Origin of the sequence: Micromonospora sp. CA-269861 (assembly GCF_050948505.1) — a bacterium.
In the GTDB taxonomy this organism is placed as follows: Bacteria; Actinomycetota; Actinomycetes; order Mycobacteriales; family Micromonosporaceae; genus Micromonospora.
In genome coordinates this window covers 5,485,593-5,508,530 of sequence record NZ_CP192014.1, presented here as the reverse complement: position 1 = coordinate 5,508,530, position 22,938 = coordinate 5,485,593, and the positions used below count along the sequence as shown (strand labels likewise).

21 protein-coding genes, 2 pseudogenes and 1 riboswitch are annotated in these 22,938 nt (G+C 72.6%); of the genes and pseudogenes, 7 read left to right on the top strand and 16 right to left on the bottom strand.

The genetic code is table 11. The annotated features are described in order from the left end of the window. Window positions 1–223 precede the first annotated feature (223 nt). Window positions 224–2,917, top strand: coding sequence for a cellulose binding domain-containing protein (locus ACQP0U_RS25145; protein ID WP_433311524.1), 2,694 nt, complete (start codon window positions 224–226; stop codon window positions 2,915–2,917). 152 nt (window positions 2,918–3,069) lie between these two features. Here the strand turns inward: ACQP0U_RS25145 and ACQP0U_RS25140 are convergent, their stop codons facing one another. Together ACQP0U_RS25140 and ACQP0U_RS25135 are read right to left on the bottom strand one after the other, a co-directional pair. Next, window positions 3,070–3,468: a hypothetical protein gene (locus ACQP0U_RS25140; RefSeq protein ID WP_433311521.1), complete on the bottom strand. Its 399-nt coding sequence runs from the start codon at window positions 3,466–3,468 to the stop codon at window positions 3,070–3,072. Window positions 3,469–3,637: 169 nt separating this feature from the next. Continuing rightward, window positions 3,638–3,778, bottom strand: a complete 141-nt coding sequence (locus ACQP0U_RS25135) for a hypothetical protein (protein ID WP_167457621.1) — start codon at window positions 3,776–3,778, stop codon at window positions 3,638–3,640. A gap of 385 nt (window positions 3,779–4,163) precedes the next feature. Between ACQP0U_RS25135 and ACQP0U_RS25130 the strand changes: the two genes are divergently transcribed. Further along, complete coding sequence (locus ACQP0U_RS25130) at window positions 4,164–4,526, top strand: STAS domain-containing protein (RefSeq protein ID WP_030330302.1); 363 nt, start codon at window positions 4,164–4,166, stop codon at window positions 4,524–4,526. Between the two features lie 18 nt (window positions 4,527–4,544). On the opposite strand, the gene surE is transcribed toward ACQP0U_RS25130, so the two are convergent. Together surE and ACQP0U_RS25120 are read right to left on the bottom strand one after the other, a co-directional pair. Next, a complete protein-coding gene (surE, locus tag ACQP0U_RS25125; RefSeq protein WP_433311518.1) occupies window positions 4,545–5,372 on the bottom strand; it encodes a 5'/3'-nucleotidase SurE in 828 nt (275 codons plus the stop codon). Beyond that, window positions 5,369–6,346, bottom strand: coding sequence for a 1-phosphofructokinase family hexose kinase (locus ACQP0U_RS25120; RefSeq protein WP_433311516.1), 978 nt, complete (start codon window positions 6,344–6,346; stop codon window positions 5,369–5,371). Before ACQP0U_RS25120 ends, surE begins: the two co-directional genes overlap by 4 nt. A 186-nt stretch (window positions 6,347–6,532) precedes the next feature. On the opposite strand from ACQP0U_RS25120, the gene ACQP0U_RS25115 reads away from it, so the two are divergent. After that, window positions 6,533–7,000, top strand: a complete 468-nt coding sequence (locus ACQP0U_RS25115) for an SRPBCC family protein (protein WP_433311513.1) — start codon at window positions 6,533–6,535, stop codon at window positions 6,998–7,000. Window positions 7,001–7,032: 32 nt separating this feature from the next. Here the strand turns inward: ACQP0U_RS25115 and ACQP0U_RS25110 are convergent, their stop codons facing one another. The 5 genes from ACQP0U_RS25110 to ACQP0U_RS25090 all read right to left on the bottom strand — a co-directional run bounded on the left by ACQP0U_RS25110 (window position 7,033) and on the right by ACQP0U_RS25090 (window position 13,193). Then, on the bottom strand, window positions 7,033–7,533 hold the full coding sequence (locus tag ACQP0U_RS25110; RefSeq protein ID WP_433311510.1) for a hypothetical protein: 501 nt from the start codon (window positions 7,531–7,533) through the stop codon (window positions 7,033–7,035). 142 nt (window positions 7,534–7,675) lie between these two features. Next, window positions 7,676–8,740, bottom strand: a complete 1,065-nt coding sequence (locus tag ACQP0U_RS25105) for a coiled-coil domain-containing protein (RefSeq protein WP_433311508.1) — start codon at window positions 8,738–8,740, stop codon at window positions 7,676–7,678. 5 nt (window positions 8,741–8,745) lie between these two features. Further along, a riboswitch (cyclic di-AMP (ydaO/yuaA leader) is annotated at window positions 8,746–8,877 on the bottom strand. Between the two features lie 118 nt (window positions 8,878–8,995). Continuing rightward, window positions 8,996–9,913 carry a cation diffusion facilitator family transporter gene (locus ACQP0U_RS25100; protein ID WP_433311505.1) on the bottom strand — a complete coding sequence of 306 codons (918 nt, stop codon included), beginning with the start codon at window positions 9,911–9,913 and terminating at the stop codon, window positions 8,996–8,998. A gap of 106 nt (window positions 9,914–10,019) precedes the next feature. After that, window positions 10,020–12,137 (bottom strand): HelD family protein, encoded by a 2,118-nt coding sequence (locus tag ACQP0U_RS25095; RefSeq protein WP_433311502.1) that lies wholly within the window; start codon window positions 12,135–12,137, stop codon window positions 10,020–10,022. Window positions 12,138–12,245: 108 nt separating this feature from the next. Continuing rightward, window positions 12,246–13,193 (bottom strand): alpha/beta fold hydrolase, encoded by a 948-nt coding sequence (locus ACQP0U_RS25090; protein ID WP_433311499.1) that lies wholly within the window; start codon window positions 13,191–13,193, stop codon window positions 12,246–12,248. 171 nt (window positions 13,194–13,364) lie between these two features. Between ACQP0U_RS25090 and ACQP0U_RS25085 the strand changes: the two genes are divergently transcribed. Continuing rightward, window positions 13,365–13,991 carry a carbonic anhydrase gene (locus ACQP0U_RS25085; protein WP_433321111.1) on the top strand — a complete coding sequence of 209 codons (627 nt, stop codon included), beginning with the start codon at window positions 13,365–13,367 and terminating at the stop codon, window positions 13,989–13,991. A 74-nt stretch (window positions 13,992–14,065) separates the two neighbouring features. On the opposite strand, the gene ACQP0U_RS25080 is transcribed toward ACQP0U_RS25085, so the two are convergent. Continuing rightward, window positions 14,066–14,395, bottom strand: a complete 330-nt coding sequence (locus ACQP0U_RS25080; protein WP_354942397.1) for a hypothetical protein — start codon at window positions 14,393–14,395, stop codon at window positions 14,066–14,068. Between the two features lie 308 nt (window positions 14,396–14,703). On the opposite strand from ACQP0U_RS25080, the gene ACQP0U_RS25075 reads away from it, so the two are divergent. Then, on the top strand, window positions 14,704–15,195 hold the full coding sequence (locus tag ACQP0U_RS25075) for a DUF3145 domain-containing protein (protein ID WP_272612885.1): 492 nt from the start codon (window positions 14,704–14,706) through the stop codon (window positions 15,193–15,195). Between the two features lie 94 nt (window positions 15,196–15,289). Then, window positions 15,290–17,011, top strand: a complete 1,722-nt coding sequence (locus ACQP0U_RS25070) for a glycoside hydrolase family 3 protein (protein ID WP_433321108.1) — start codon at window positions 15,290–15,292, stop codon at window positions 17,009–17,011. A gap of 41 nt (window positions 17,012–17,052) precedes the next feature. Here the strand turns inward: ACQP0U_RS25070 and ACQP0U_RS25065 are convergent. Continuing rightward, window positions 17,053–17,717, bottom strand: a pseudogene (locus ACQP0U_RS25065) (lipoprotein). Between the two features lie 132 nt (window positions 17,718–17,849). Here ACQP0U_RS25065 and ACQP0U_RS25060 point away from each other — a divergent pair. Continuing rightward, window positions 17,850–18,068: a hypothetical protein gene (locus tag ACQP0U_RS25060; protein ID WP_030488757.1), complete on the top strand. Its 219-nt coding sequence runs from the start codon at window positions 17,850–17,852 to the stop codon at window positions 18,066–18,068. A 49-nt stretch (window positions 18,069–18,117) separates the two neighbouring features. Here the strand turns inward: ACQP0U_RS25060 and fabF are convergent, their stop codons facing one another. From fabF to ACQP0U_RS25035, 5 genes and pseudogenes are all read right to left on the bottom strand, one after another. Further along, window positions 18,118–19,344 carry a beta-ketoacyl-ACP synthase II gene (fabF, locus tag ACQP0U_RS25055; protein ID WP_433311494.1) on the bottom strand — a complete coding sequence of 409 codons (1,227 nt, stop codon included), beginning with the start codon at window positions 19,342–19,344 and terminating at the stop codon, window positions 18,118–18,120. Window positions 19,345–19,346: 2 nt separating this feature from the next. Beyond that, the gene (locus tag ACQP0U_RS25050; RefSeq protein ID WP_030330276.1) at window positions 19,347–19,586 is read right to left on the bottom strand and encodes an acyl carrier protein; all 240 of its coding nucleotides are present in this window, start codon (window positions 19,584–19,586) and stop codon (window positions 19,347–19,349) included. Between the two features lie 85 nt (window positions 19,587–19,671). Continuing rightward, window positions 19,672–20,616 (bottom strand): beta-ketoacyl-ACP synthase III, encoded by a 945-nt coding sequence (locus tag ACQP0U_RS25045; RefSeq protein ID WP_433311491.1) that lies wholly within the window; start codon window positions 20,614–20,616, stop codon window positions 19,672–19,674. A 5-nt stretch (window positions 20,617–20,621) separates the two neighbouring features. Continuing rightward, window positions 20,622–21,539, bottom strand: a pseudogene (locus ACQP0U_RS25040) (ACP S-malonyltransferase); the annotation flags it as partial. A 78-nt stretch (window positions 21,540–21,617) separates the two neighbouring features. Beyond that, on the bottom strand, window positions 21,618–22,919 hold the full coding sequence (locus ACQP0U_RS25035) for a PucR family transcriptional regulator (RefSeq protein ID WP_433311488.1): 1,302 nt from the start codon (window positions 22,917–22,919) through the stop codon (window positions 21,618–21,620). Window positions 22,920–22,938: the final 19 nt, after the last annotated feature.

The following is a 22,938-nucleotide window of genomic DNA, read 5'->3' as shown; positions in this document are numbered from 1 at the left end:
GTACAGGTGGGGAGTACGGACGAACATCGATGGTGGGAGCGCTTCCAAAGCGAGCGGCTTTCGGTTACGGTAATCGCGTTCCTCGATCGCGGGAGCCGTCGCGTCGGGTGGTGGAGCCAGGGCAGCTCCGTCCGTCCCCGTCGTCGTGCTCGTCCCCCGGGCCACGGCGTCACCCAGGCGATCGACCCCGTCCCCCGGGGTTCCATCCCGAGAGGAACCGCAGATGCGGAGAAGTCTCGCCGGCACTGTCGTGTCCGTGCTGGCCGCCGCCACAGCCGTCGTGGTGGTCCCGTTCACCGCCGCCGGGTCGGCCCCCACCCCGACCGCAGCGGAGACGTACACCTGGCGAAACGTGCCGGTGGGCGGCGGTGGCTTCGTACCCGGCATCGTCTTCAACCCGACCGAGAAGAACCTCATCTACGCGCGCACCGACATCGGCGGGGCGTACCGCTGGGAACAGGCCAGCCAGTCCTGGACGCCGCTGCTCGACTGGGTCGGCGCCGACAGGTGGGGCTACAACGGCGTGGTCAGCATCGCCACCGACCCGGTGCAGACCAACCGGGTGTACGCCGCGGTCGGCATGTACACCAACGGCTGGGACCCGAACAACGGCGCGATCCTGCGCTCCGCCGACAGGGGCGCCACCTGGCAGGCCACCGAGCTGCCGTTCAAGAACGGCGGCAACATGCCCGGCCGGGGAATGGGTGAGCGGCTCGCCGTCGACCCCAACCGGAACAGCATCGTGTACTACGGCGCCGAGGGCGGCAACGGGCTGTGGCGCAGCACCGACCACGGCGCGACCTGGGCCCGCGTCGCCGCCTTCCCCAACGTCGGCAACTACCGGGCGGACCCCAGCGACCCGAACGGCTACAACGGGCAGAACCAGGGCCTGACCTGGGTCAGTTTCGACCGGAGCACAGGCACCGCCGGCTCCACCACGCAGACCATCTACGTGGGCGTGGCGGACAAGGAGAACCCGGTCTACCGCAGCACCGACGGCGGCGTCACCTGGACGCGCATCCCCGGTCAGCCCACCGGCTACCTGGCCCACAAGGGCGTCGTCGACCCGGTCGGCGGTCACCTGTACATCGCCACCAGCGACACCGGCGGCCCGTACGACGGCGGCAAGGGCGACGTCTGGAAGTTCACCCGGTCGACCGGGGCCTGGACGCGGATCAGCCCGGTGCCCTCCACCAGCGCCGACGCCTACTTCGGCTACAGCGGGCTGACCATCGACCGGCAACGCCCGAACACCCTGCTGGTGGCCACCCAGGTCTCCTGGTGGCCGGACGCCATCTTCTTCCGCAGCACCGACGGCGGGGCGAGCTGGACGCGGATCTGGGAGTTCAGCAACTACCCGCAGAGGTCCCGCCGCTACACGATGGACATCAGCTCGGTGCCCTGGTTGACCTTCGGTCTCAACCCGGCACCCCCGGAGGACGCGCCCAAGCTGGGCTGGATGAACGAGTCGGTGGAGATCGACCCGCACGACTCCAACCGCATGATGTACGGCACCGGCGCCACCATCTACGGCACCACCGACCTGACCAGGTGGGACACCGGCGGCCAGTTCACCCTCCGGCCGATGGTCCGCGGGCTGGAGGAGACCGCCGTCCTCGACCTGGTCAGCCCGCCCAGCGGCGCACCCCTGATCAGCGCGCTCGGCGACGTCGGCGGCTTCCGACACACCGACCTGGACGCGATCCCGTCGATGCTGTTCACCCAGCCGGTGTTCACGAGCACCACCAGCCTGGACTACGCGGAGGGCAAGCCCGCGGTGCTGGTGCGCGCCGGCAACTTCACCGACGCCGACCGGCCCAACGACAGCCACGTCGCCTTCTCCACCGACGGCGGCGCCACCTGGTTCCAGGGCGCCGAGCCGTCCGGGGTCAACCTGGGCGGCACTGTGGCCGCCGCCGCGGACGGCAGCCGGTTCGTCTGGGCACCCGGTGACGCCGGCCAACGCGTCGTCCACTCGGTCGGCTTCGGCAACTCCTGGGCGGCGTCCACCGGCATCCCGGCGAACGCGACTGTCGAGTCCGACCGGGTCGACCCCACCCGGTTCTACGGCTTCAGCGGCGGGCGTTTCTACCTGAGCACCGACGGCGGGGCCAGCTTCACCCCGACGGCGGCGACCGGGCTGCCCAGCACGGACGTGCGGTTCAAGGCCCTGCCGGGCCGGGCCGGCGAGGTGTGGCTGGCCGGGCCCGGTGGGCTGTGGCGCTCCACCGACGCGGGCGCCAGTTTCACCAGGGTGAACGGTGTCAGCGCCTCCGGCAACGTCGGGTTCGGCAAGGCGGCGCCGGGGCGTACCAATCCTGCCGTGTTCCTCTACGGCACGGTGGACGGTCAACCGGGCGTGCACCGTTCCGACGACGCCGGAGCGAGCTGGGTACGCGTCAACGACGACCGCCACCAGTACGGCAACCCGACCGAGGCGCTGACCGGCGACCCGCGCGTGCACGGCCGGGTCTACCTCGGCACCAACGGTCGCGGCATCCTGGTCGCCGACCGCGCCAGCGGCGAGCCCCCGACGACCCCGCCACCGACCACGCCGCCCCCGACGACCCCACCGCCCACGACCCCACCGCCCACGACCCCACCGCCGGCGGTCGGTTGTGCGGCGGCCTACCGGGTGACCGGCTCCTGGTCAGGCGGTTTCCAGGCCGAGCTGGTGGTCCGCAACGCCGGCAGTGCACCCATCGCCGGCTGGACGTTGAGCTGGACCTTCACCGACGGCCAGCGGATCAACCAGATGTGGGGCGGCACCCACACCCAGACCGGGGCCGCCGTGTCGGTCCGGGACACCGGCTGGAACGGCGCGCTCGCCGCCGGGGCCAGCACCACCGCCGGTTTCCTCGGCTCGTGGACCGGCAGCAACACGTCCCCGACCGCCATCACCTGTACGAGCCGCTGAACGCGTGATCCGGGCCGGGGCCCGGATCACCACCAGACACCGGTCCGCCGGGCCGCCTGAGGGGTCCGGCACCCGGCGGACCGGGCTTCACCCCACCGCACGGCGGGCCCCGCTCGACCTGGGTCGAGCGGGGCCCGTTGTGGTGCTGTCGTTCAGACGGCGGGGGAGCTGGGGCGGTCGACGTCGACGAACTCCACGTCGTCGACGGCACGGTCGTCCCGGCTGCCCGCGGCCCGAGCGGCGGAGCCGACAGCCCAGCCGACAGCCGCGCCGACGAGCGCGGCGCCGATCAGGAGCGTCCAGGGCAGTGCCGGCTGGCGGCCGGCAAGCGCGTCGAAGGCCAGCGAGGCACGGCGTCGCGCCTCGTCGGCGGCGGATCCCACCAGGTCACCCGCCCCGTCGGCGAGGTCGCTGCTGTTCTGACGGGCCGAGCGGGCGGTGTCCCGCACACTGTCGCCGGCGTAGCTGACTGCCGAGAGCAGGTGCTCCCAGGCCTGGTCCGCGATCCGCTCCGGCTTGCTGCGGCGGTCCAGCAGGTTGGTTCCGAACATCGTGGTTACCTCCTCAGGTGCCGAAGCCGCCGGCCACTTCGGACTTCGGCGTCTTTCCAGCGCGTCACGGTGTCGTCCACCCCGCAGTGCCCCGCGTCAGCCGACCGCAAACCCCGGCCGCCGCGGAGCACCTGTCGCTCGGCGCGCCCTGACACGGCGCGCCACCGACTCAGCGCACCGCCGACACGGCGACGCCGCGCGCGAAGTCGTCGTCATCGTCGTCATCGTCGCCTCCGCCACCGAAACCGCAGGCCAGAACGAGGGCGAGCAGAACACCGACGCCGGCCAACCCGGCAAGTCGCTTGATCATCGAAGATCCTCTCCGTCGCTGTGGTGTCCTGGCCGATGCTAGGGCGCGTCGGCAACCGTGGGCGCGGATCGCGCTCGCCGGCTGTGGGCGACACGCCGACGGCACACGGGGCAGGCGTACCCGTGGGCCGGTTGTCGGGTGTGCCGCGTCCGGACCGCTACCCTGGTTCGGCGGCGCGTCGGTCACGACCGATCACCGGTGCTCAAATAACAAAAAGTCTTGAGTAATCAGATACTGAAAAGTGCGGATATGGGCCGCTTTGTGGGCCCGGATCCGCGAATTGCTCATCCCGAGGGGTGGCGACCGAGGCCGTCGGAGGAATACTCTCGGTCGCGGCCCGCGTACTGATGAGGCGCCCGGGGGACGGGCGGGTGGAGGTGCTCGCGTGAGCCTGTCGATCGTGAAGTCGGTTCTGTCCGGTGGTGTCGTGGAGATCGCCCCACGGGGCGAGATCGACGTCGACACAGCGTACGAGGTGCGCGAAGCGATCGCGGAGGTGCTGGCCAAGGGCCGCCCGCTGCGCATCGAGCTCAACATGAGGTTGGTCACCTTCATCGACTCGGTCGGCATCAGCGCCATGGTTGCCGGCTTCCAGACAGCCGAGGTCAGCGACGTCAAGCTGGTGGTCACCGAGCCGAGCCGGTTCGTGCACCGGCAGCTCTGGGTCACCGGCCTGCTCGGCCTTTTCGGTGCCCCGGAGCCCTACTTCGCCGGCGCGGCCACCCCCGAGGTGCTGCCCGGCGCCTGAGCGCGTCGGGCACCCCCGTCAGGGCTGCTCGTCCAGGCCGGTCAGGTCGATGTCGGTCGCCTCGGTGACCGCTCGGATGGCCGTCACGGACGCGTACCCGGCGGCCAGCAACGCCACGTCCGTGCCGGGCTGTGCGGCCTGCCCCGGCTCCTCCAGCGAGGTGCGGACGAACCCGTGGCCCGATTCGGCCACCGTCATCTGCACCTGACCGAAGCTGGCCAGGGTGCCCCGTCGTACCCCGCGCAGTTGCCCATGCGGCAGGTCCGGAGCGTTCACGTTGAGCACGCTCTCCATCGGCGCGGAGATCAACCGGGGGAGCAGGTCCAGGGCGACCCGCGCCGCGGTGCTCCAGTGCCGCTCGGCGTCGCGTACCCGGGCAGCGGCGTCCACCGCGGCGCCACCGCTCGCGGCCGTCGCCTCGCCGGCCGAGAGCACGTCGAGGGAGACCGCGATCGCCCGGCAGCCGTTCGTGGCGGCGGTGAACGCGGCGCCAACGGTCCCGGAGTGCAGCACCGCCCGGCCGGCGTTGGCGCCCCGGTTGACACCGGAGAGCACCACCGACGGCGGTGGGCCGAACGCCCCGTGCAGGGCGATGAGCGTGATGAAGCCGGGGGACCCGGCCACCCCGTACGCCGGCACACCCGCCAGGTCCGGTAGCGGGTGGTCGTTCACGACGACCCGCCCGTCGCGCTCCATGGCGCTCATCGCGGCGCTGGTGCCGCTCGCCTCCTCCATCGGCGCGGCGACCACCACGTCCAAGCCCCGCTGCCTGGCCGCCCACGCCAGCGCCTGGATGCCGGGCGCCGCGATCCCGTCGTCGTTGGTGATCAGCACCCGCAGGGTCATCGCTCGACCACCCGGTCGGCCAACTCGTCAGGGGTGGTCCGCTCCTGTTGCCGGCTGTCCGCCGGCACCAGCCGGACCCGGTCGACCAGGCCGGTGATCGAATCCAGCCGTCCGGTGCCCAGGCCGTGCCGGGTCACGTTCAGCGCGCCGGCGGCGGCGCCGGTGCGGATGGCGGTCCGGATGTCCCCGCCCCTGGCCACGACGGCCGCCACCCCGGCGGTCATCGAGTCGCCCGCGCCGCGCGGGTCGGCGGCCTCCAGCCGGGGCATCTCGACCTGGAACAACTCTCCGTCGATGAGCGCCAACGCCGGCTGGTCGGCGCGGCTCACCACCACCGTCTCGGCGCCGCCCGCGTGCAGCTCGTACATGGCCCGGGTCAGCTCCCCGGTGTCGTCGCTGCGGGCACGGCCGTCGCGGATCAACTCCTCGTGACTCACCTTGAGGAAGAACACCCCGCTCTCCAGCACCGAACCGAGGTGATCGCCGGAGAGGTCGACCACCACCCGGCCGCCGTTCGCGCCGAGGTCGGCGGCGAAGCGTCGGTACAGGTCGGCGGGTACGAGCCAGGGTTCGTTCGGCCCACTGAGGATGCTCACCGAGGCCCGCAGGCCCTCGCCGAGGGCCAGGTTGTACAGCTCGTCGATCTCGTGCCGGCTCAGCGGCTGCCCGGGCACGTCGGCGATCTCCTGCCGGGAGCCGTCGCGGCGATCGTGCACGTACCCGCCGCTGCCGGAGTCACGGACCACCACCTTGAGGTCCACGCCCTCGCTGACCAGCAGCGGCTCCAGCACCTGGCCGATCTCACCACCGAGGGCGGCGCAGAGCACCACGTCGACACCGAGGGAGATCACCATCCGGGCCTGCCAGACGCCCTGCCCGCCGGGGTGCAGGTGCAGCTCGGGGTGGTCGTTGGGCTGGTCCACTGTCACCGTCAGCTGTGGAGTGGGCGCGAAGACCATCACGTGCCCGCTCATCGGTCGTCGCCGTTCATGCTGGCCGCCCTCCGGCACCTTGGAGATTTCGCACTTACCGACCTTAATGGGGCAGGTGGGGCCAGGTCGTCGCATCGGCCCGGTCCGGCGCGGCGCTGCGGGCCGTCGGGCGTTGCCAGCCAGACATCGGTACGGGACGATCGGGCGACAACGACGGCGGGAGACGGTGTGCTCAGCAGCGATACCTTCAGCTACACCGTCCAGGCCCGGTGCTCACCCGCCGAGGCGGCGGCGCTGCTCAGCGACCTGACCCGGCACGGTGAGCTGCACCCGTTGATCGTCCGGGTCCGTCGGGTGCCGCCCCGGCCCGGCGCCCAGGCCAGCTACACGATCAACGACCGGCTGGTGGCCGGCCCGCTGCGCTTCCAGACCACCTACCACGCGGACGTGCTGATCAGCGAGGCCGACGAGATCGTCATGGTGGCCCGCCAGTGGCCAGCCACCACGGTGCGCAACCACACCCGCCTACGCGCCGAGCCGGACGGCCTGGTCCGCATCGACGTCGAGATCACCCTGACCGCGCCGAGGCCGCTGTTCCGCTACGCGTTCCGCCAGGCCCGAGCCGCACACCTCGCCCTCGCCACGCGGCTGGGCGCAGCCCTGGACCGCACCAGCAACCCCCCACCCCCGACCTGACCCGGCACAGGAAGCAGGATCGCGGCGCGTGCCTAGGTTGTGGTGGCAGCGCCGGCGCGGGCGGGGCGGGTGGCGGGGCGTCGGCCCCACGGCTTGTAGGTGGACAGCACCGTCGCAATGATCATCAGACTGGTCGACACCGCCGGCGCGATGACCAGGTCGGCGCGATCGCGTGCGGGCAGGGCGGCGCCGACCGCTCCGGCGTGACGCAGGTTCGGGGTGAGCAGGAACAGCACCAGCCCGACCATCACAGTGGTGAGCACGAGCTTGACCAGCACCCAGCGGTGGCGCAGCAGGCCCCACGGGGTGAGCAGCGAACTGGCGACTCCGATCAGCCAGACCAGGACGCTCAGCGGCGCGAACAGCACCGTGCCGACCAGAGCCGTGACCGGATAGACAACCGCCGGGTCGGCGCCTCGCTGCACGGCGATGCCGAGGGTGAGCAGCACCAGGTCGGCGCCCAGCCAGCCGAGCGAGGTGACGAGGTGCAGGGTGAGCAGCGCCTTGCGGGTGGTGGGTCGGATCCGAGGCATACCGCGATGCTGCCCGCCGACCCCGGCCGGGTCGTCCGACGAGCGACGACATCAGGGGTACGCCCGGTGACGTAGCCCGACCCCGGACGCACGTGATGCCGGTGAGCCATCACGATGACTCACCGGCATCACCGAGCGTGGGTCAGTAGACCGACAGGTGTACGTGGTTGGTGTGGTCGGTGGACGGGGTGCCGTTCGCCCCGCTGTAGGACTTCCACCCGCTGCTGGGCAGCCAGATCTGCCTGTACCAGATCACGTAGAGCACGGCGAGCCGGTCCGCGTTGCGGATGAAGTAGGCGGCCAGGTTGTTGCCGTACGTCTTGTCGCCGCCGGTGGCGTTCCCGCCGAAGCCGTTCTTCTGTGCCGCGAAGTCGCAGGCCCGGCCCTTCGGGTGTTCACCGGAGCCGCTGGGGCGGTGGCACGAGACGTACCTGGTGAAGCCCGCGGCCTTGGCCTGGTTGAGCGCGTGCAGGGTGCGCGGGGTGATGCAGCCGTTGGCCGGCGTGGGGTCGTTGACACTGCACGACTCGGAGGGCCAGGAGCCGTCGGAGTTGCGCGGCGCGGCCTTCGCGTTGGCGCTGGAGGTGCCCCGGTTGGAGCCGCTGTCGGCGGTGGTCTGCGGCTTGGGTGCGGTGGCGACGGTCAGGGCCCGTTCGGCCTGTTCCTTGCGCTTGGCCATCACCGCGACCTGCTTGCGCTGTTCGTTGATCTCGCCGTCCAGGGCGACCCGGGTGCGGTTGGCCTTGTCCTTGCTGTCCAGCAGGTCGCGCAGCACCCGGTCCTCGTTGGCGGCCACCGCGTCCAGTGCGGCCGCCCGGTCCATGAAGCCTTCCGGGGTGTTGCTGTTGAGCAGCGCCGACATCGCGCCGAGCCGGCCGGTGCGGTACGCCACCTCGGCGATCTCGCCGACCTTGCCGTTGCGCTGGTCGATCTCGACCTCGATGGTCTTGAGCTGGGTGGCGAGTTGCTGCTGCCGTTGCAGGGAGGTGTCCAGGGCGCGCTTCGCGTCCAGGTAGCCCTTGCTGGCCGCCTCGAGTTGGGCGCGCAACGCCGGGGTGCCGCCCTCCTCGTCGGAGTCGGGTGCGGCGGCCCGCAGGCCGGTCGGGGGAGCGGCCGAGGCGGTGCCGGCCGGAAGCGCGACGCCGAGGGCGAACATCGCGACGATCAGGGCCGCCAGTCTGGCGGCGGGTGGTCGTGCTGGTGCCACTGCGCATGTCCTTCCGTCAGCCGCCGACCGGGTTAGCTGACGGGTTCGGGACGGAAGATCCCTACCGCTGACGCGGATGCACCCCAGGAACGTGGTTCCCCGGTTCGCCCAGCTGGGCGATTAGGCGGCGACCACCACCGGCGCCGGGAAGGCGCCGCCTGGTGGAGGCCGGGACCGAGCCTACCGGTGCCGATGGGGCTGCTGCAGCCAATGTGACGGACGGTGCGTGCGTCACCACGGAAAATTACGGCCGCGTCACCATTCGATGGAGCCGCACGCTCCGGAGGCGGCGCCGGGCTCGATCTGCAACGTGGCGTGCTCGATGCGGAAGTCGTCGTGCAGGGCCGTACGCGCCGCGGTGAGCACCGCGCCGACCTCCGCGCCGGGTGCCATGGTCAGGTGTGCGGAGGCCACCTCCATGCCCGAGGTGAGCGTCCAGACGTGCAGGTCGTGCACCTCGACGACACCGGGGACCGCGGCCAGCCGGTCGTGCACGGCTGTCACCTGAAGGTGCTCCGGGGCGGCCTGCACGAGGATACGGACGGCGGCGCGGGCCAGCCGCCAGGTGCGCGGCAGGATGAACACGCCGATGGCGACCGCGACGAGGGGGTCGGCCCACCACCAGTCGGTGACGGTGATGAGCAGCGCCGCGCCGATGACGCCGAGTGAGCCGAGCAGGTCGCCGAGCACCTCCAGGTAGGCGCCCTGGAGGTTGATGCTCTCCCGGGCCCCGGCGCGCAGCAGGGCGAAGGCGGCGATGTTCGCGAGCAGACCGAGCACGGCCACCGCGAGCATCGGGCCGGCGATGACCTGGTGGGGGTCGCCGAAGCGACGGATCGCCTCGATCACCACGTAGATCGCGACGCCGGAGAGCAGGACGGCGTTGGCCAGCGCGGCGAGCACCTCGAGTCGGTAGAGCCCGAAGGTGCGCTGCGGGTCGCCGGTGGCCCGCCGGGTCGCCGTGATCGCGGCGAGCGCCATCCCGATGCCGAGCACGTCGGTGAACATGTGGCCGGCGTCGGAGAGCAGGGCGAGCGAGCCGGTGTGCAGGGCGACCACCGCCTCGACCACCATCAGGGTGGCGAGCAGCCCGAACGCCGCCCAGAGTCGACCCCGGTGCTGGTGTGCGGCATTGGCGACGGACCCATGGTGGTGATCATGACCTGCGCCCACGAGAACCACCTTCCGCCGCTGGTCGGGACCCGGTCAAATGTATGCTCACATCGCTATGTGTGCAAGTGTACGGGCAGCGCTTCCCACTTGCGGCAGTCCGCACATGTCAGCCGGTCGGGTCGATGGTGGTGAGCCGCTGGGTGGCCCGGGAGAGCGCCACGTACAGGGTGCGTACCCCGGCGCCCGGATCCGCGCGGATCTCGCTCGGGGCGACAAGCACCACCCCGTCGTACTCCATGCCCTTGGCCTCCAGGCTGGTCACCACCTGCAACCTCGGCGCGCCGAGCGCGCCGAGCCAACCGGCGACCTCGTCGCGGCGGGGGACCGGCGTGATCACTCCGACCGTGCCCTCCACCTCGGCCAGCAGGCCGGCGGCGGCCTCCACGGTCGCGGTCTCCAGCCCCGTCGCGGGCACCACCAGCTCGACCGGCTCGACCCCGGTGGAGCGGACCGCGGTCGGCAGCGGCAGGTCGGGGTAGAGGCGGCGGATCTCCGCAGCCGCCACCGCGAAGATCTCCGAGGAGTTGCGGTAGTTGGTGGTGAGCGTGAAATCGTGCCGCTTCCGCCGACCCAGCGCCTGGTCGCGGGCCCGGTCCAGCTCGTCGGGGTCGCCGGTCCACGCGGTCTGCGCCGGGTCACCCACCACTGTCCAGGAGGCCAGTCGGCCACGTCGACCGACCATCCGCCACTGCATCGGCGAGACGTCCTGCGCCTCGTCCACCACCACGTGGGCGTAGTCGCGGTAGTCCTCCGGCCGCTCGCGGGCCGCCGCGCGGGCGGCCCGCTGCCGCTCGCCGAGGGTGCTCAGCTCACGGACGCCGCCCGCGAGCTGGAACGGGTCGCGCCGGGCCTTTGCCGGCTGCGCGGGCTTGCCGAGCAGTGCGTCCAGCTCGTCCAGCAGCGCGATGTCGGCGATGGTCAGCCCGGCCGAGTCCAGGTTCCGGTACGCGGCGTCGAGCAGCCGGATCTCCGCCGAGGAGAGGATTCCCCCGGCGTACCGGCGCAGCCGGTCCGGCTGCGCCAGCCAGCCGAGCACGTGCCGGGGGTGCAGCCGGGGCCACCACGCCTTGAGGAACTCCCGGAACTCCGGCCGCTCGGCGATCTCGGCCTCGAAGGCCGGTTGCTCCGGCAGCCGACCGCTGCTCAGCTCCCGGGCCTGCGCCCAGAGCGCGGCGAACACCCCGTCGAAACCGGCCCGGCGCACCTCGTTGCGCCGCGCGCCGCGGTGCAGCGCGCGGTCCCGGATCCGGTCCAGCGCCGCCCGGTCCAGCCGCAGCAGCGTGCCCCGGTAGAGCAACCGCAGCTCACCCGGGCCGCCCGGCACCGCGTCGCGGGCCGCCCGCTCCAGCACCCGGCGCATCCGCAGCGAGCCCTTCACCGCCGCCACCTCGGGCGGGTCGGGGCGGGTGGCGGTCATCCCCGGAAAGAGCGTGCCCAGCGAGTGCAGGGTCGCGGTGTCCTCACCGAGCGACGGCAGCACGGACCCGATGTACTCGACGAAGACCGACGACGGGCCGACCACCAGGATGCCGCCGCCCGCGTAGCGACTGCGGTCGGAATACAGCAGGAACGCGGCCCGGTGCAGGGCGACGGCGGTCTTGCCGGTGCCGGGACCGCCCGCGACGATCGTCACCCCGGAGCCGGGCGAGCGGATCGCCTCGTCCTGCTCCCGCTGGATGGTCGCCACGATGTCGCGCATGCCCCGGCCGGTGGCCTTGGACAGGGTGGCCAGCAACGCGCCGTCACCGACGACAGTCATGCCCTCCGGTGCGGCGGTCGGGTCCAACAGGTCGTCCTCGATCCGGGTGACCCGCTCGGCGCGGGACTGGATCGTGCGGCGTCGCACCACGTCCAGCGGCTGCGCCGGGGTGGCCTGGTAGAAGGCGGCGGCGGCCGGCGCGCGCCAGTCGACGACGAGCGTGCGGGCGTCCTCGTCGCGGATGCCGAGGCGCCCGACGTGCAGCACCTGGCGGTCGCGCAGGTCCAGCCGGCCGAAGACCAGCCCCTCGTGCTCGGCGTCCAGGGTGTGCCGCCGCTGCGCCGCGTGGAAGACCATCGCGTCGCGCTCGACAAGCGCGCCGTGCGTGCCCACCCGCGCCATCCGATAGCCGTCGCGCTCGGCGCGGACGGCCGACTGCCGCAGCTCGGCCAGTCGGGCGTACACCCGGTCGAGGTGTCGTTGCTCGACGGCGATCTCCTGCTCCAGGCCGGTCTGGTCGGTCAACGCACGCTCCTTCAAAGGTCGCCGGCAGGCGGCGGGAACCGCGCGGGCCAACCGCAGAAGGGTACGGCCCCGGGCCCGACCCGCCGCGCCCGAGGTGCGCGAACGTGCTCAGGCACCCGTCTCGGCGGGGGTCGTGTCACGGCGATTCGGTGCCGTTTCGGCGAGCACCCGCCACAGCACGCCGGTGAGCGCGGCGTTGACCTCGTCCGGACGCTCCATCATCAGCATGTGCCCGGCACCTGGGCAGACGGTCAGCTCGGTGGCCGGCAGAGCCGCCGCGATCGACTCGGCGCACGGCGGTGGGGTCAGCCGGTCCCGGTCGCCGACCAGGGCGGCGGCCGGCAGGTGGGCCAACGCGGTGAGGGTGTCCAGCCGGTGCTGGGTGCCGATGGAGGCGCGGAACCCGCCGATCGAGCGCAGCGAGGCCCGAGCCACCGCCGACGTCACCAGGCGGATGTCGGCCGGCTCGCAGCGGTCACCGAAGAGCATCCACCGGATGCTCGGTTGCAGCGCGTTCAGCAGCGCCCGGGGCGCCCGCCACGAGCCACACCGGGCCAACACGCCGGCGCCTGTCGTCTCGGCCAGCCGGATCAACCTGGCGATCCGCGGCGAGAGCCCGTAGACGGTGTGCGTGTGCCCTTCGGCGGTGGTCGAGACGAAGACCAGCCCGGCGGTACGGGCGGCGAAGTGCGCGGGGTGGCGGTGGGCGTACTCCATGATCGTCATGCCGCCCATCGAGTGCCCGACCAGCACCACCGGGCCGGTCGGCGCCACGGCGTCGATCACGGCCGCCAGGTCGTCACCCAACTGGGCCAGGGTGGCCGTGCGCAGCGCCATGCAGCTGGACCGGCCGTGCCCCCGTGCGTCGTAGGCGATCACCCGCACCGCATCCCCGAACGGCGCAGCGGAGAGCGCGTCGACCTGCCGATGCCAGGCGCGCCCGTCCAGCGTCCAGCCGTGTAGCAGGATGACCGTGACCTGGGCGTCCGTCGGACCCGTCGCCTCGACGTTGAGCCGTACGCCGTCCGGCAGGCCGACCTCGAACCGCTCCGGCATCGCCACCTCCCCAGGGCCGCCCAGGTACCACCAGCACCTCCGATACCCGGCGGTAACACCGGCTACCCGCCATGACACCACGCCAATCGCGCCGTGGCGAACATTCCCGACCTCGCCCGTGCCGCGCGGCGGCGGGCCAAGCTGAACGGCATGGGGTCGTCCGGAGCGCCCATGGGCGCGGCGTCGGGGCAGGAGCGGCAGGCCGGCGGCACGCCCCGCGCCGCGCTGGCCGATCTGCTCGCCGGAAATCGGCGGTTCGTCAGCGGCCAGCCGGTGCACGGACACGACGTCACGGCCGCCGCCGCTGCGGCCTCCGGCGACCAGCAGCCGTACGCAGTGGTGCTCGGCTGCATCGACTCCCGGGTGCCGCTGGAGGCGATCTTCGACCAGACCTTCGGCGCGATCTGCGTGATCCGTACCGGGGGGCACGTGCTCGATCGCGCGGTCTGCGGCTCGATCGAGTACGTGGTGGGCCAGCTCGGCGTACCGCTGGTGATGGTCCTCGGCCACGAGCGGTGCGGCGCGGTGGAGGCCAGTGTGCAGGCGCTGCGAACCGGGCAGCGTCCCGGGGGGTCGCTGGCGCACCTGGTGGACGAGATCGCCCCGGCGGTGATTGAGGCGGGGATCGACGATCCGGCCGTGCAGCCGTTGGCGATCCGCCGGCACGTGCGGCGCACGGTGCGCACCCTGCGCCAGGACGATCTGCTGGCCGGGCCGGTGGCCGCCGGCCGGGTGGCGGTGGTCGGCGGCCTCTACGACCTGGCCACCGGCGAGGTCGCCCTGCTCGATCCGGGCTGACCGACCGTGGACGCGCGAAACCGCCCGCCGGGAACTCCCGGCGGGCGGTTTCGGTTGGTGCGGTGGGGGAGGGCTCAGCCCTCGAAGACGCCGGCCGCGACCAGGCGCTTCTCGGTGGCCTCCCAGCCGTCACCCGGGTGGGTGGTGGCCAGGTTGTTGATCTCCGCCCGGATCTTGGCGGCGTGGCCGGCGGCGGCCAGCACGCGGATCTCCTCGACGAAGGCGTCGGAGTCCGTGCGCAGGTGCGCGGTCTTGCCGTTGGTCAGGTTCCGCACGTAGGCGTGCTTGCCGCCGTTGAGCGGGATGAGGTACTTGAACTCGCCCAGCACGCTGAGGGCGCCACCCTGGCCAGCCTGGCCGGCCCGGACGGACGCGCGCGCGGTCTTAGAGGTGTTGCTCGCCACGGAGGTACTCCTTGCAAGACGTACGGGAGGACTGGACGTCCGGGGGCTGTGTGCGGGTCGTACGTGACTCGACCCGCGAAGGTGTAACGCGGCATAAGCCGCCGGTGGAACTGTACAGGACCACGACATCATGCTGGTCGTCGCGGTGTCCTGAGAGGCAACGGCGACCACCCGTCCGGCTATTCCGCCCGGCGTTTTTTCCGATTCCCTGGCGCACCACCTGTCACAGGAGTCATCATGTGTTGCAGCAGCCACCTGGGTGGACGAGGTCGTAGGGGAAGACGCACCTCGCTCTCCGGGAGGTCACCGTGCCAACGCGTGGCGTCGTATACGTCCACTCAACCCCGCTCGCCGTGTGCTCACACGTCGAGTGGGCGATCGCGCGCGTCCTAGCCGCGCCGGTCAACCTGCAGTGGACGGCTCAGCCCGTCGACCCCGGCGCACGCCGGGCCGAGTGCGGGTGGACCGGTCGTCCGGGGACGGGCGCCGAGCTGGCTGCTGCCCTACGGCAGTGGCCCATGATCCGTTTCGAGGTCACCGAGGAGCCGAGTCCCGGTGCCGATGGTGAGCGCTTCATGTACGTGCCGGCCCGTGGCCTGTTCCGGGCGACCGTCGGTGTGGCCGGCGACATCCAGCTCGGCGAGGACCGCCTTCGGGCGCTGATGGCGGCCTCCCGGGCCCCGGAGGCGCTGGCGCACGCCGTCGACAAGGCGCTCGGCACGGCGTGGGACGCTGACCTGGAGCCCTACCGGTACGCCGGCGACGGCGCCCCGGTGACCTTGCTCACTCGGGTCGGCTGATCCGACACTCCGCGAGGCGGCGACGTGCACGTCCGCCGCGATGCGGCGTGCGGGCGGTAAGGTCAAGTTGCCCCGATAAGGGGGAACTGGTGGGATAGGCGGCGTGTCGAATCGCCCGTGGCGCGCCCGTGTCGCTGTCGCCGCCCTGACCGCCCTGCTCGTCTCCGGCTGCTCGGGCGGGTCGCCCCGACCCGCCCCGACGCCCAGCCCCGCCGCCTCGAGCGTCCCGGCCGCGCCGCCGGCCGGCGACCCCGCCAGCCGCGCCGCCGCGCTGGTCACGACGCTGTCCGACGAAGACCTGGTCGGCCAGGTGCTGATGCCGTACGCCTACGGCGACTCGGCGACGAAGGTCTCCGCCGGCTCGGCGGCCGGTAACCAGGCGCTCGCCGGGGTCGACACCCCCGCCGACATGATCGCCAAGTACCGGCTGGGTGGCCTGATCCTCGTCGGCTTCAGCGCCGACGACCCGACCAAGGGCAACCAGGAGACCACCAACGTCGACAATCCGAAGCAGGTGCACGAGCTCACCACCGGGCTGCGTACCGCCGCCGGTCGACTCGCCGCCGGTTCCGCGCCGCTGCTGATCGGCACCGACCAGGAGTACGGCGTCGTCACCCGCGTGACCGACGGGGTCACCGTGCTGCCCAGCGCCCTCGCGGCCGGTGCGGCAGGCGACCCGAAGCTCACCGAGGCCGCCTGGCGGGCCGCCGGCACCGAGTTGGCCGCGATGGGCATCAACATCGACTTCGCTCCGGTGGCGGACGTGCTGGCCACCCGCAGCACCGTGATCGGCTCCCGGTCCTACGGCACCGACCCGAAGCAGGCCGCCGCGCAGGTGGGCGGCGCGGTCCGCGGCCTCCAGGCGGTCGGGGTCGCGGCCACCCTGAAGCACTTCCCCGGGCACGGCCACAGCGCCGACGACTCGCACCAGGATCTTCCGGTGCTCACCCAGTCCGCCGCGGCGTTGCAGAGCGGCGCGTGGCCGCCGTTCACCGCCGGGATGGACGCGGGCGCGATGGCCGTGATGTCCGGTCACCTGGACGCGCGCGCGATCGACCCGGGGACCCCTGCGACGTTCTCGCACAAGCTGCTCACCGACGTGCTGCGCGGCCAACTCGGCTTCAAGGGCGTGGTGGTCACCGATGGCATGAACATGCCGCCCGCGAAGCGCTGGGCTCCCGGCGAGGCGGCGGTCCGGGCGCTCAACGCCGGTAACGACCTCATCCTGATGACCCCGAACGTCGGTCAGGCGTACGACGGGCTGCTCGCCGCGCTGCGCGGCGGATCGCTGCCCCGGACCCGGCTGGTCGAGGCGGTCACCCGGGTGCTGACCATGAAGTTCCAGCTCGCGGAGCTGCCGGCGGCGCAGATGTCCACGCTCAACACCCCGGCGCACCGGGCGGCGGCCGACGCGCTGGCCGCCGCCGCCGTCACAGTGCTGCGGGGCGCCTGCGAGAAAGCGGCACGCGGGCCGATCACCGTCACCTCGTCCGGCGGTCGGGACGGCACCCGGGCCACGCTCACCGCCGCGCTGACCGCCGCCGGGGTGCAGGTCAAGCCCAGCGGCGGCACGATCGTGCACCTGGTGGGCTACGGCGACGGCGCCAGCGACCTGCGCCCCGACGCGGCGGTCACGGTCGCCATGGACACCCCGTACGTGCTGGCCGACGCCAAGTCACCGACGCTGCTGGCCACGTACTCCTCCAGCCGGGCGTCGATGACCGGCCTGGCCGCCGTGCTCGCCGGCAAGGCGCGGCCGGGCGGCCGGTCCCCGGTGACCGTCCCCGGACTGCCCGCGACGACCTGCCGCACCTGACCGGCCGGCGCGGACGCGTCAGCGTCCGCGCCGGGGCGACCTCACTCGCTCTTCGCGAGCCCGCGTACCGCGAGCCGGTACGCCGGCAGCACGTCGGTCCGTTCGGTGATCAGCCCCTCGTTGACGGTGAAGACCAGCGTCTGCCCGGCCGACTGGACGGCCAGCGCCCAGTTGCGTGCCTCCTCCTCGGTCAACGGGCTGGTGGCGAGCCAGGTCATCTCGGTGGCGTCGAAGCCGCCGGCGCGGAGATCACGGAACTGTTGACCGGCGATCGTCTCGTCGGTCCCGGTGGCGAAACTCTCCAGCGCGGCGCGCGGCGTGACCGTCGGCGAGTCCGCCGCCCAGATCCGCAGGAATCCGCCGCCGGCCTGCCGGCCGTCCACCTCGCAGCGCACGGTGCTGCCGCCGCGCTTGGTGAGCGCCTCGCCGACCAGCTCGGCCAGCTCACCCTTGGGCGGCTCGACCGCCTTCGCCGTCCACCCGTCGGCCAGCGGAAACGACACCGGGACCGGGCAGGGGAACCCGTGCCGCCGGTCGTGCCGCTCGACGACGCCGGGGCCACCTCGTCGTACCACGGTTCGCCCGTGGCCGGCGCGGCCGGGCCGCCGGCCGCGGGCCCGGCGGGAGCGTCGGCGTCGTCGCCGCAGCCGGCCAGCAGGCCGAGGGCGAGCGCCGCCGACACGGCTACACGGGTACGAGTGTCCATTGTGCTGATCCCTGTCAGTCGATCTTCAGTCGGCCCATCTAAGCCGTGCGGTGTTCCGACGTCAATCGGCACCGCTCACCCGCCACCGAAATCGGGTCGCCCCACCCCCGGTCGGTCTGACAACCTGCCCCCATGGGAGCGGCAGAAGGATTCCGGCACGTGCAACGGGCGGACGGCACAGTGGTGATCACCCACCACGGACGGGTCGCCGGCACGTTGCGCGGCGCTCGGGCCGCGGAGTTCCTCGCCGAGGTCGACGACGACCCGCAGTTGGTGATGGCCCGCTGGACGGGCAACTACCGCCACGGCAACGAGCGCACCGCGAAGCAGCACCCCCGCAACCGGGGCTGAACGACGAAAGGGCCCCTCCTCGACGAGGAGAGGCCCTTTGCGCCGGAACTCAGGGTCGGGCGAAGACGAGAGCCACGTTGTGGCCGCCGAAGCCGAACGCGTTGTTCAACGCGGCCGGGATCTCCATGTGGCGGGCCTTGTGCGCGGCGACGTCCAGGGTGAGGCCGGGCTCCGGGTCGTCCAGGTTGATCGTCGGAGGGACGACGCTGTCGCGGATCGCCAGAATGGTGGCGATCGACTCCAGGGCGCCGGCCGCACCGAGCAGGTGACCGGTCATCGACTTCGTCGCGGACAGCACCGGGTGGTCGCCGAGCGCCTTGTGCAGCCCGCCGATCTCCAGCATGTCCCCGACCGGGGTCGAGGTGGCGTGCGCGTTGACGTGCACGATGTCCCGCTTGGCGATGTCCGCGTCGGCGATCGCCTTGGCGATGGCCCGGATGGCGCCCTCGCCCTCGGCGTGCGGCTGCACGATGTCGTACGCGTCGGAGGTGATGCCCGCGCCGGCGAGGCGCGCGTACACCCGGGCGCCCCGGGCCGCTGCGTGCTCGGCCCGCTCCAGCACCACGATGCCGGCGCCCTCGCCGAGGACGAAGCCGTCCCGGCCCCGGTCCCACGGGCGGGAGGCCCGCTCCGGGTCGTCGTTGCGGGTCGACATGGCCCGCATCGAGCTGAAACCGGCGATCGGCAGCGGGTGGATGACCGCCTCGGTGCCGCCGGCCACCACCACGTCGGCCCGGCCGGAACGGATGATGTCCAGACCGAGGGCGATCGCCTCGGCACCGGTGGCGCAGGCGCTGGCCACCGAGTGCACGCCGGCCTTGGCGCCCAGTTCCAGCCCGACCCACGCGGCCGGACCGTTCGGCATCAGCATCGGGATGGTGTGCGGGGAGACCCGCCGTGGCCCGGAGGCCTCCAGGATGTCGTCCTGGGCGAGCAGGGTGGTCGCGCCACCGATGCCGGAGCCGACGCTGACGGCCAACCGCTCCCCGTCGAGGTCGGAGCCGGCCAGGCCGGCGTCCGCCCAGGCCTGCTGTGCCGCGATGATCGCGATCGCCTCGGAACGGTCCAGGCGGCGCAGGCGGACCCGGTCCAGCACCTCGGACGGCTCCACTGCCAACTGGGCGGCGATCCGGACTGGCAGTTGCTCGGCCCACTCCTGGGTGAGGGCACTCACCCCGGAGCGGCCGGCGAGCATGGCGTCCCAGGTCGACGCGACGTCCCCGCCAAGCGGGGTCGTCGCGCCGAGCCCGGTGACGACGACGTCTGGACGACTCATGATCAGGACTGCGCCGCGATGTAGCTGACAGCGTCGCCGACGGTCTTGAGGTTCTGCACCTCGTTGTCCGGGATCTTGACGCCGAACTTCTCCTCGGCCGCGACCACGACCTCCACCATGGAGAGCGAGTCGACATCGAGGTCGTCGGTGAAGGACTTCCCCTCGGCCACGTCGTCCGGGTTCACCCCGGCAACCTCTTCGAGGATCTCGGCGAGGCCGGTGGTGATCTCGTCACGGGTCATTGCGGTTCGTTCCTTTCATCGGGGTTCTCCGGCGGTCGGCGTCGCCGACCGCCACTCCTGGACGCGTACGCGCCCGAGGGGGTCATCAGGGGCAGCGGACGACCTGACCGGCGTAGGTCAGGCCACCGCCGAAGCCGAACAGCAGCACCGGCGCGCCCGAGGGCACCTCCCGGCGCTCGACCAGCTTGGACAGGGCCAGCGGCACGCTCGCCGCGGAGGTGTTGCCGGACTCGACGATGTCCTTCGCGATGATCGCGTTGGGGATGTTGAGCCGCTTGGCGATGCCGTCGATGATCCGGGCGTTGGCCTGGTGCGGCACGAACGCGGCCAGCTCGGACGGGTCGACCCCGGCCCGCTCGCAGGCCTGCAGCGCGAGCGGCGCGATAGCGGTGGTGGCCCAGCGGAACACCGACTGGCCCTCCTGCTGGATGTACGGGCGCCAGCCCTCGATGCGGACCGCGTCGCTCTTCTCCGGCACCGAACCCCAGACGACCGGGCCGATACCGGTCGGCTCGTCGTCGGCCGTGGCGGAGACCACCGCGGCACCGGCCCCGTCCGCGAAGATGATGCAGGTGGAGCGGTCGGTCCAGTCGGTGAAGTCGGACAGCTTCTCCGCGCCGATGACTATCGCGTTGCGCGACGCCCCGGCCCGGATGGCGTGGTCGACGGTGCCCAGCGCGTACGCGAAGCCCGAGCAGGCGGTGTTGAGGTCGAACGCGCCCGGGGCGGTGATGCCCAGCTTGGCGGCGACCCGGCAGGCCACGTTGGGGCTGCGGTCGATGGAGGAGCAGGTGGCGACCACGACCAGGTCGATGTCGGCGGCGGTCAGGCCCGAGTTGGCGAGCGCCTTGCCGGCGGCCGCGGCGGCCATGTCGGCGACCGTCTCACTGTCGGCGATCCGCCGGCTGACGATGCCGACCCGGTCACGAATCCACTCGTCGTTGGTGTCGACGAGTTGGGCGATGTCGTCGTTGGTCACCACCCGGGAGGGCTGGTAGTGCCCCATCGAGACGATGCGACTGCCAGTCATGAACGACCTCCGATACGGGCGATCAGGTCCCGTGCGGCCGGCAGGTCGTCCGGGGTGTTGAGGGTGACGATCTCCGGGGCGCCGTCGCCCTTGAGTTCCCGCTTGACCAGCCCGGCGAGGGTGCCGGCCGGGGGCAGCTCGATCACGCCGGTGACCCCGAGGTCGGCCAGCGTGCGCATGCACAGGTCCCACCGCACGGGCGCGGTGACCTGACGGACGAGGCGCTGCACCATGGCCGGGCCGCTGTCGACTGCGGTGCCGTCGAGGTTCGACAGCAGGGTCCGGGTCGGGTCGGCGGGGGTGATTCCGGCGGCCTCCGCGGCGAGCGCGGTCTCGGCCGGAGCCATGTACGGGGTGTGGAACGCGCCGGCCACCTGGAGTCGGATGATCCGGGCCCGGGCGGGCGGCGCGGCGGCGAGCTTGTCGAGCCCGTCCAGGGCGCCCGCGGCGACGATCTGCCCGGCGCCGTTGCGGTTGGCCGGGTACAGCCCGTTCGCCTCGATGGCGGCGATCACCTCGTCGGGGTCACCGCCGAGCACCGCGGCCATGCCGGTCGGCTCCAGCGCGCACGCGGCGGCCATCTCCCGGCCGCGTACGCCGGCCAGGGTGATCGCGGCGTCGGCCGACAGCACACCGGCCAGGGCGGCAGCACCCAACTCGCCGACGCTGTGGCCGGCGGTGAGCGCGACGCCGTCCAGCGGCAGGTGCTCGGCCGCGAGCAACGCCGCGGCGACCAGCAACGGCTGGGTGCGGGCGGTGTCCTTGATTTCGTCGGCGTCGGCGTCGGTGCCCAGGTGCAGCAGGTCGACCCCGGCCAGTGCCGACCACTCGCGCAGTCGCGCCTCGGTGCCGGTCAGGTCGAGCCAGGGGGTCAGGAAGCCGGGTTTCTGAGAACCCTGGCCGGGACTAAGTACGGCGAGCACGCCTATGACTCTCCCGGATAAATGCGGGTAACGCTGTGCCGCCTTCGACCAAACCGTACTAGGACCTTTGGAGGTTTCCTACAAAGATCGGCGGGGATCATCCTCGTTTTGAGGGGATTTCCGGTTGGTCGGGGTCATTGTCTGAGTCGGGACCGGCGAGACGAGCGGGACAACCGGATCCAACCTACCCACGGTCAGCGCGACCTGGAGGGCGAACGCGTCGCGCGGAGACAGGGGCGAGAACCCGGTCACCTCGGCGATCCTCCGCAACCGGTAACGCACCGTGTTCGGGTGTACGAACAGTGCGCGGGCCGCGCTCTCCAGCGTGCCACCGGCGGCCAGGAAGGCGTCCAGGGTCGCCAGTAACTCCCCACCGGCGCGTACAAGCGTCGCGTACACATCGTGACGGAGCCGCCGACGGGCCTCCGCGTCGCCGGCGAGGGCCCGCTCCGGCAGCAGGTCCGCGGCCGGCACCGGCCGGGGCGCGCCGGGCCAGGCCGGCGCGGCCCGGAAACCGGACAGCGCGGCCCGCGCCGACTCGGTCGCCTCGTCCAGGCTCGGTACGGCGGGACCCACCACCACCGGGCCGTCCCCGAACGCGCTCAGCAGCTTCGCCGTGGCGGTCAGCGGGTCCGGTGCGCCGCCCAGCACGATCACCAGCCGGTCACCGTGGACGCCGCCGATCACCTCCACGCCGATCCGGCGGGCCTGCCGGTAGACCACGTGCAACACCGCGGAGACCTCGCCGCCGGGCGACCGGCCGACCGCCACCGCCACCGGCGGCGCGTCCGCCCAGCCGAGCGCGGCGGCCCGGCTGGCCAGGACATCCGGCGAGTCGCCGCGCAGCAGCGCGTCCACCAGCAGTGCCTGCAACCGGGCGTCCCAGGCGCCGCGCGACTCGGCGGCCCGCGCGTACACCCGGGCGGCGGAGAACGCGATCTCCCGGGAGAAGCGCAGCACCGCCTCGCGTAGCTGCTGCTCCTCGCCCTCGGCGGCCAGGTGCGACACCTGCTCCTCGACCACGTCGATCGTCACCTTGATCAACGCCACGGTCTGCTGAAGGGTGATCGACCGGGCCAGTGCCTGCGGGGCGGCGGCGAAGACCTCGTCCGAGACCTCCTGGGTGCTGTCCGCGGTGCCACCGCCGTCGCGCAGCCACTGCACGAGCGACCTCGCGCCGGCCTGGGCGACGAGCATCACCCAGGAACGCTGGTCGGCCGGCAGCGCCCGGAACCAGGGCAGCGTCTCGTCCATCCGGGCCACGCTGGAGGTGGCCAACGCCCCCGCCGATCGTTCGATCCGGCGCAGCGTGGCCGACAGCTCCCCACCGCCCGGCGTGCTCACCGCCCTAGCCTGACACGTCGTGAGCAGGCCAACCACGTCGGCACCGGTCCGCCGG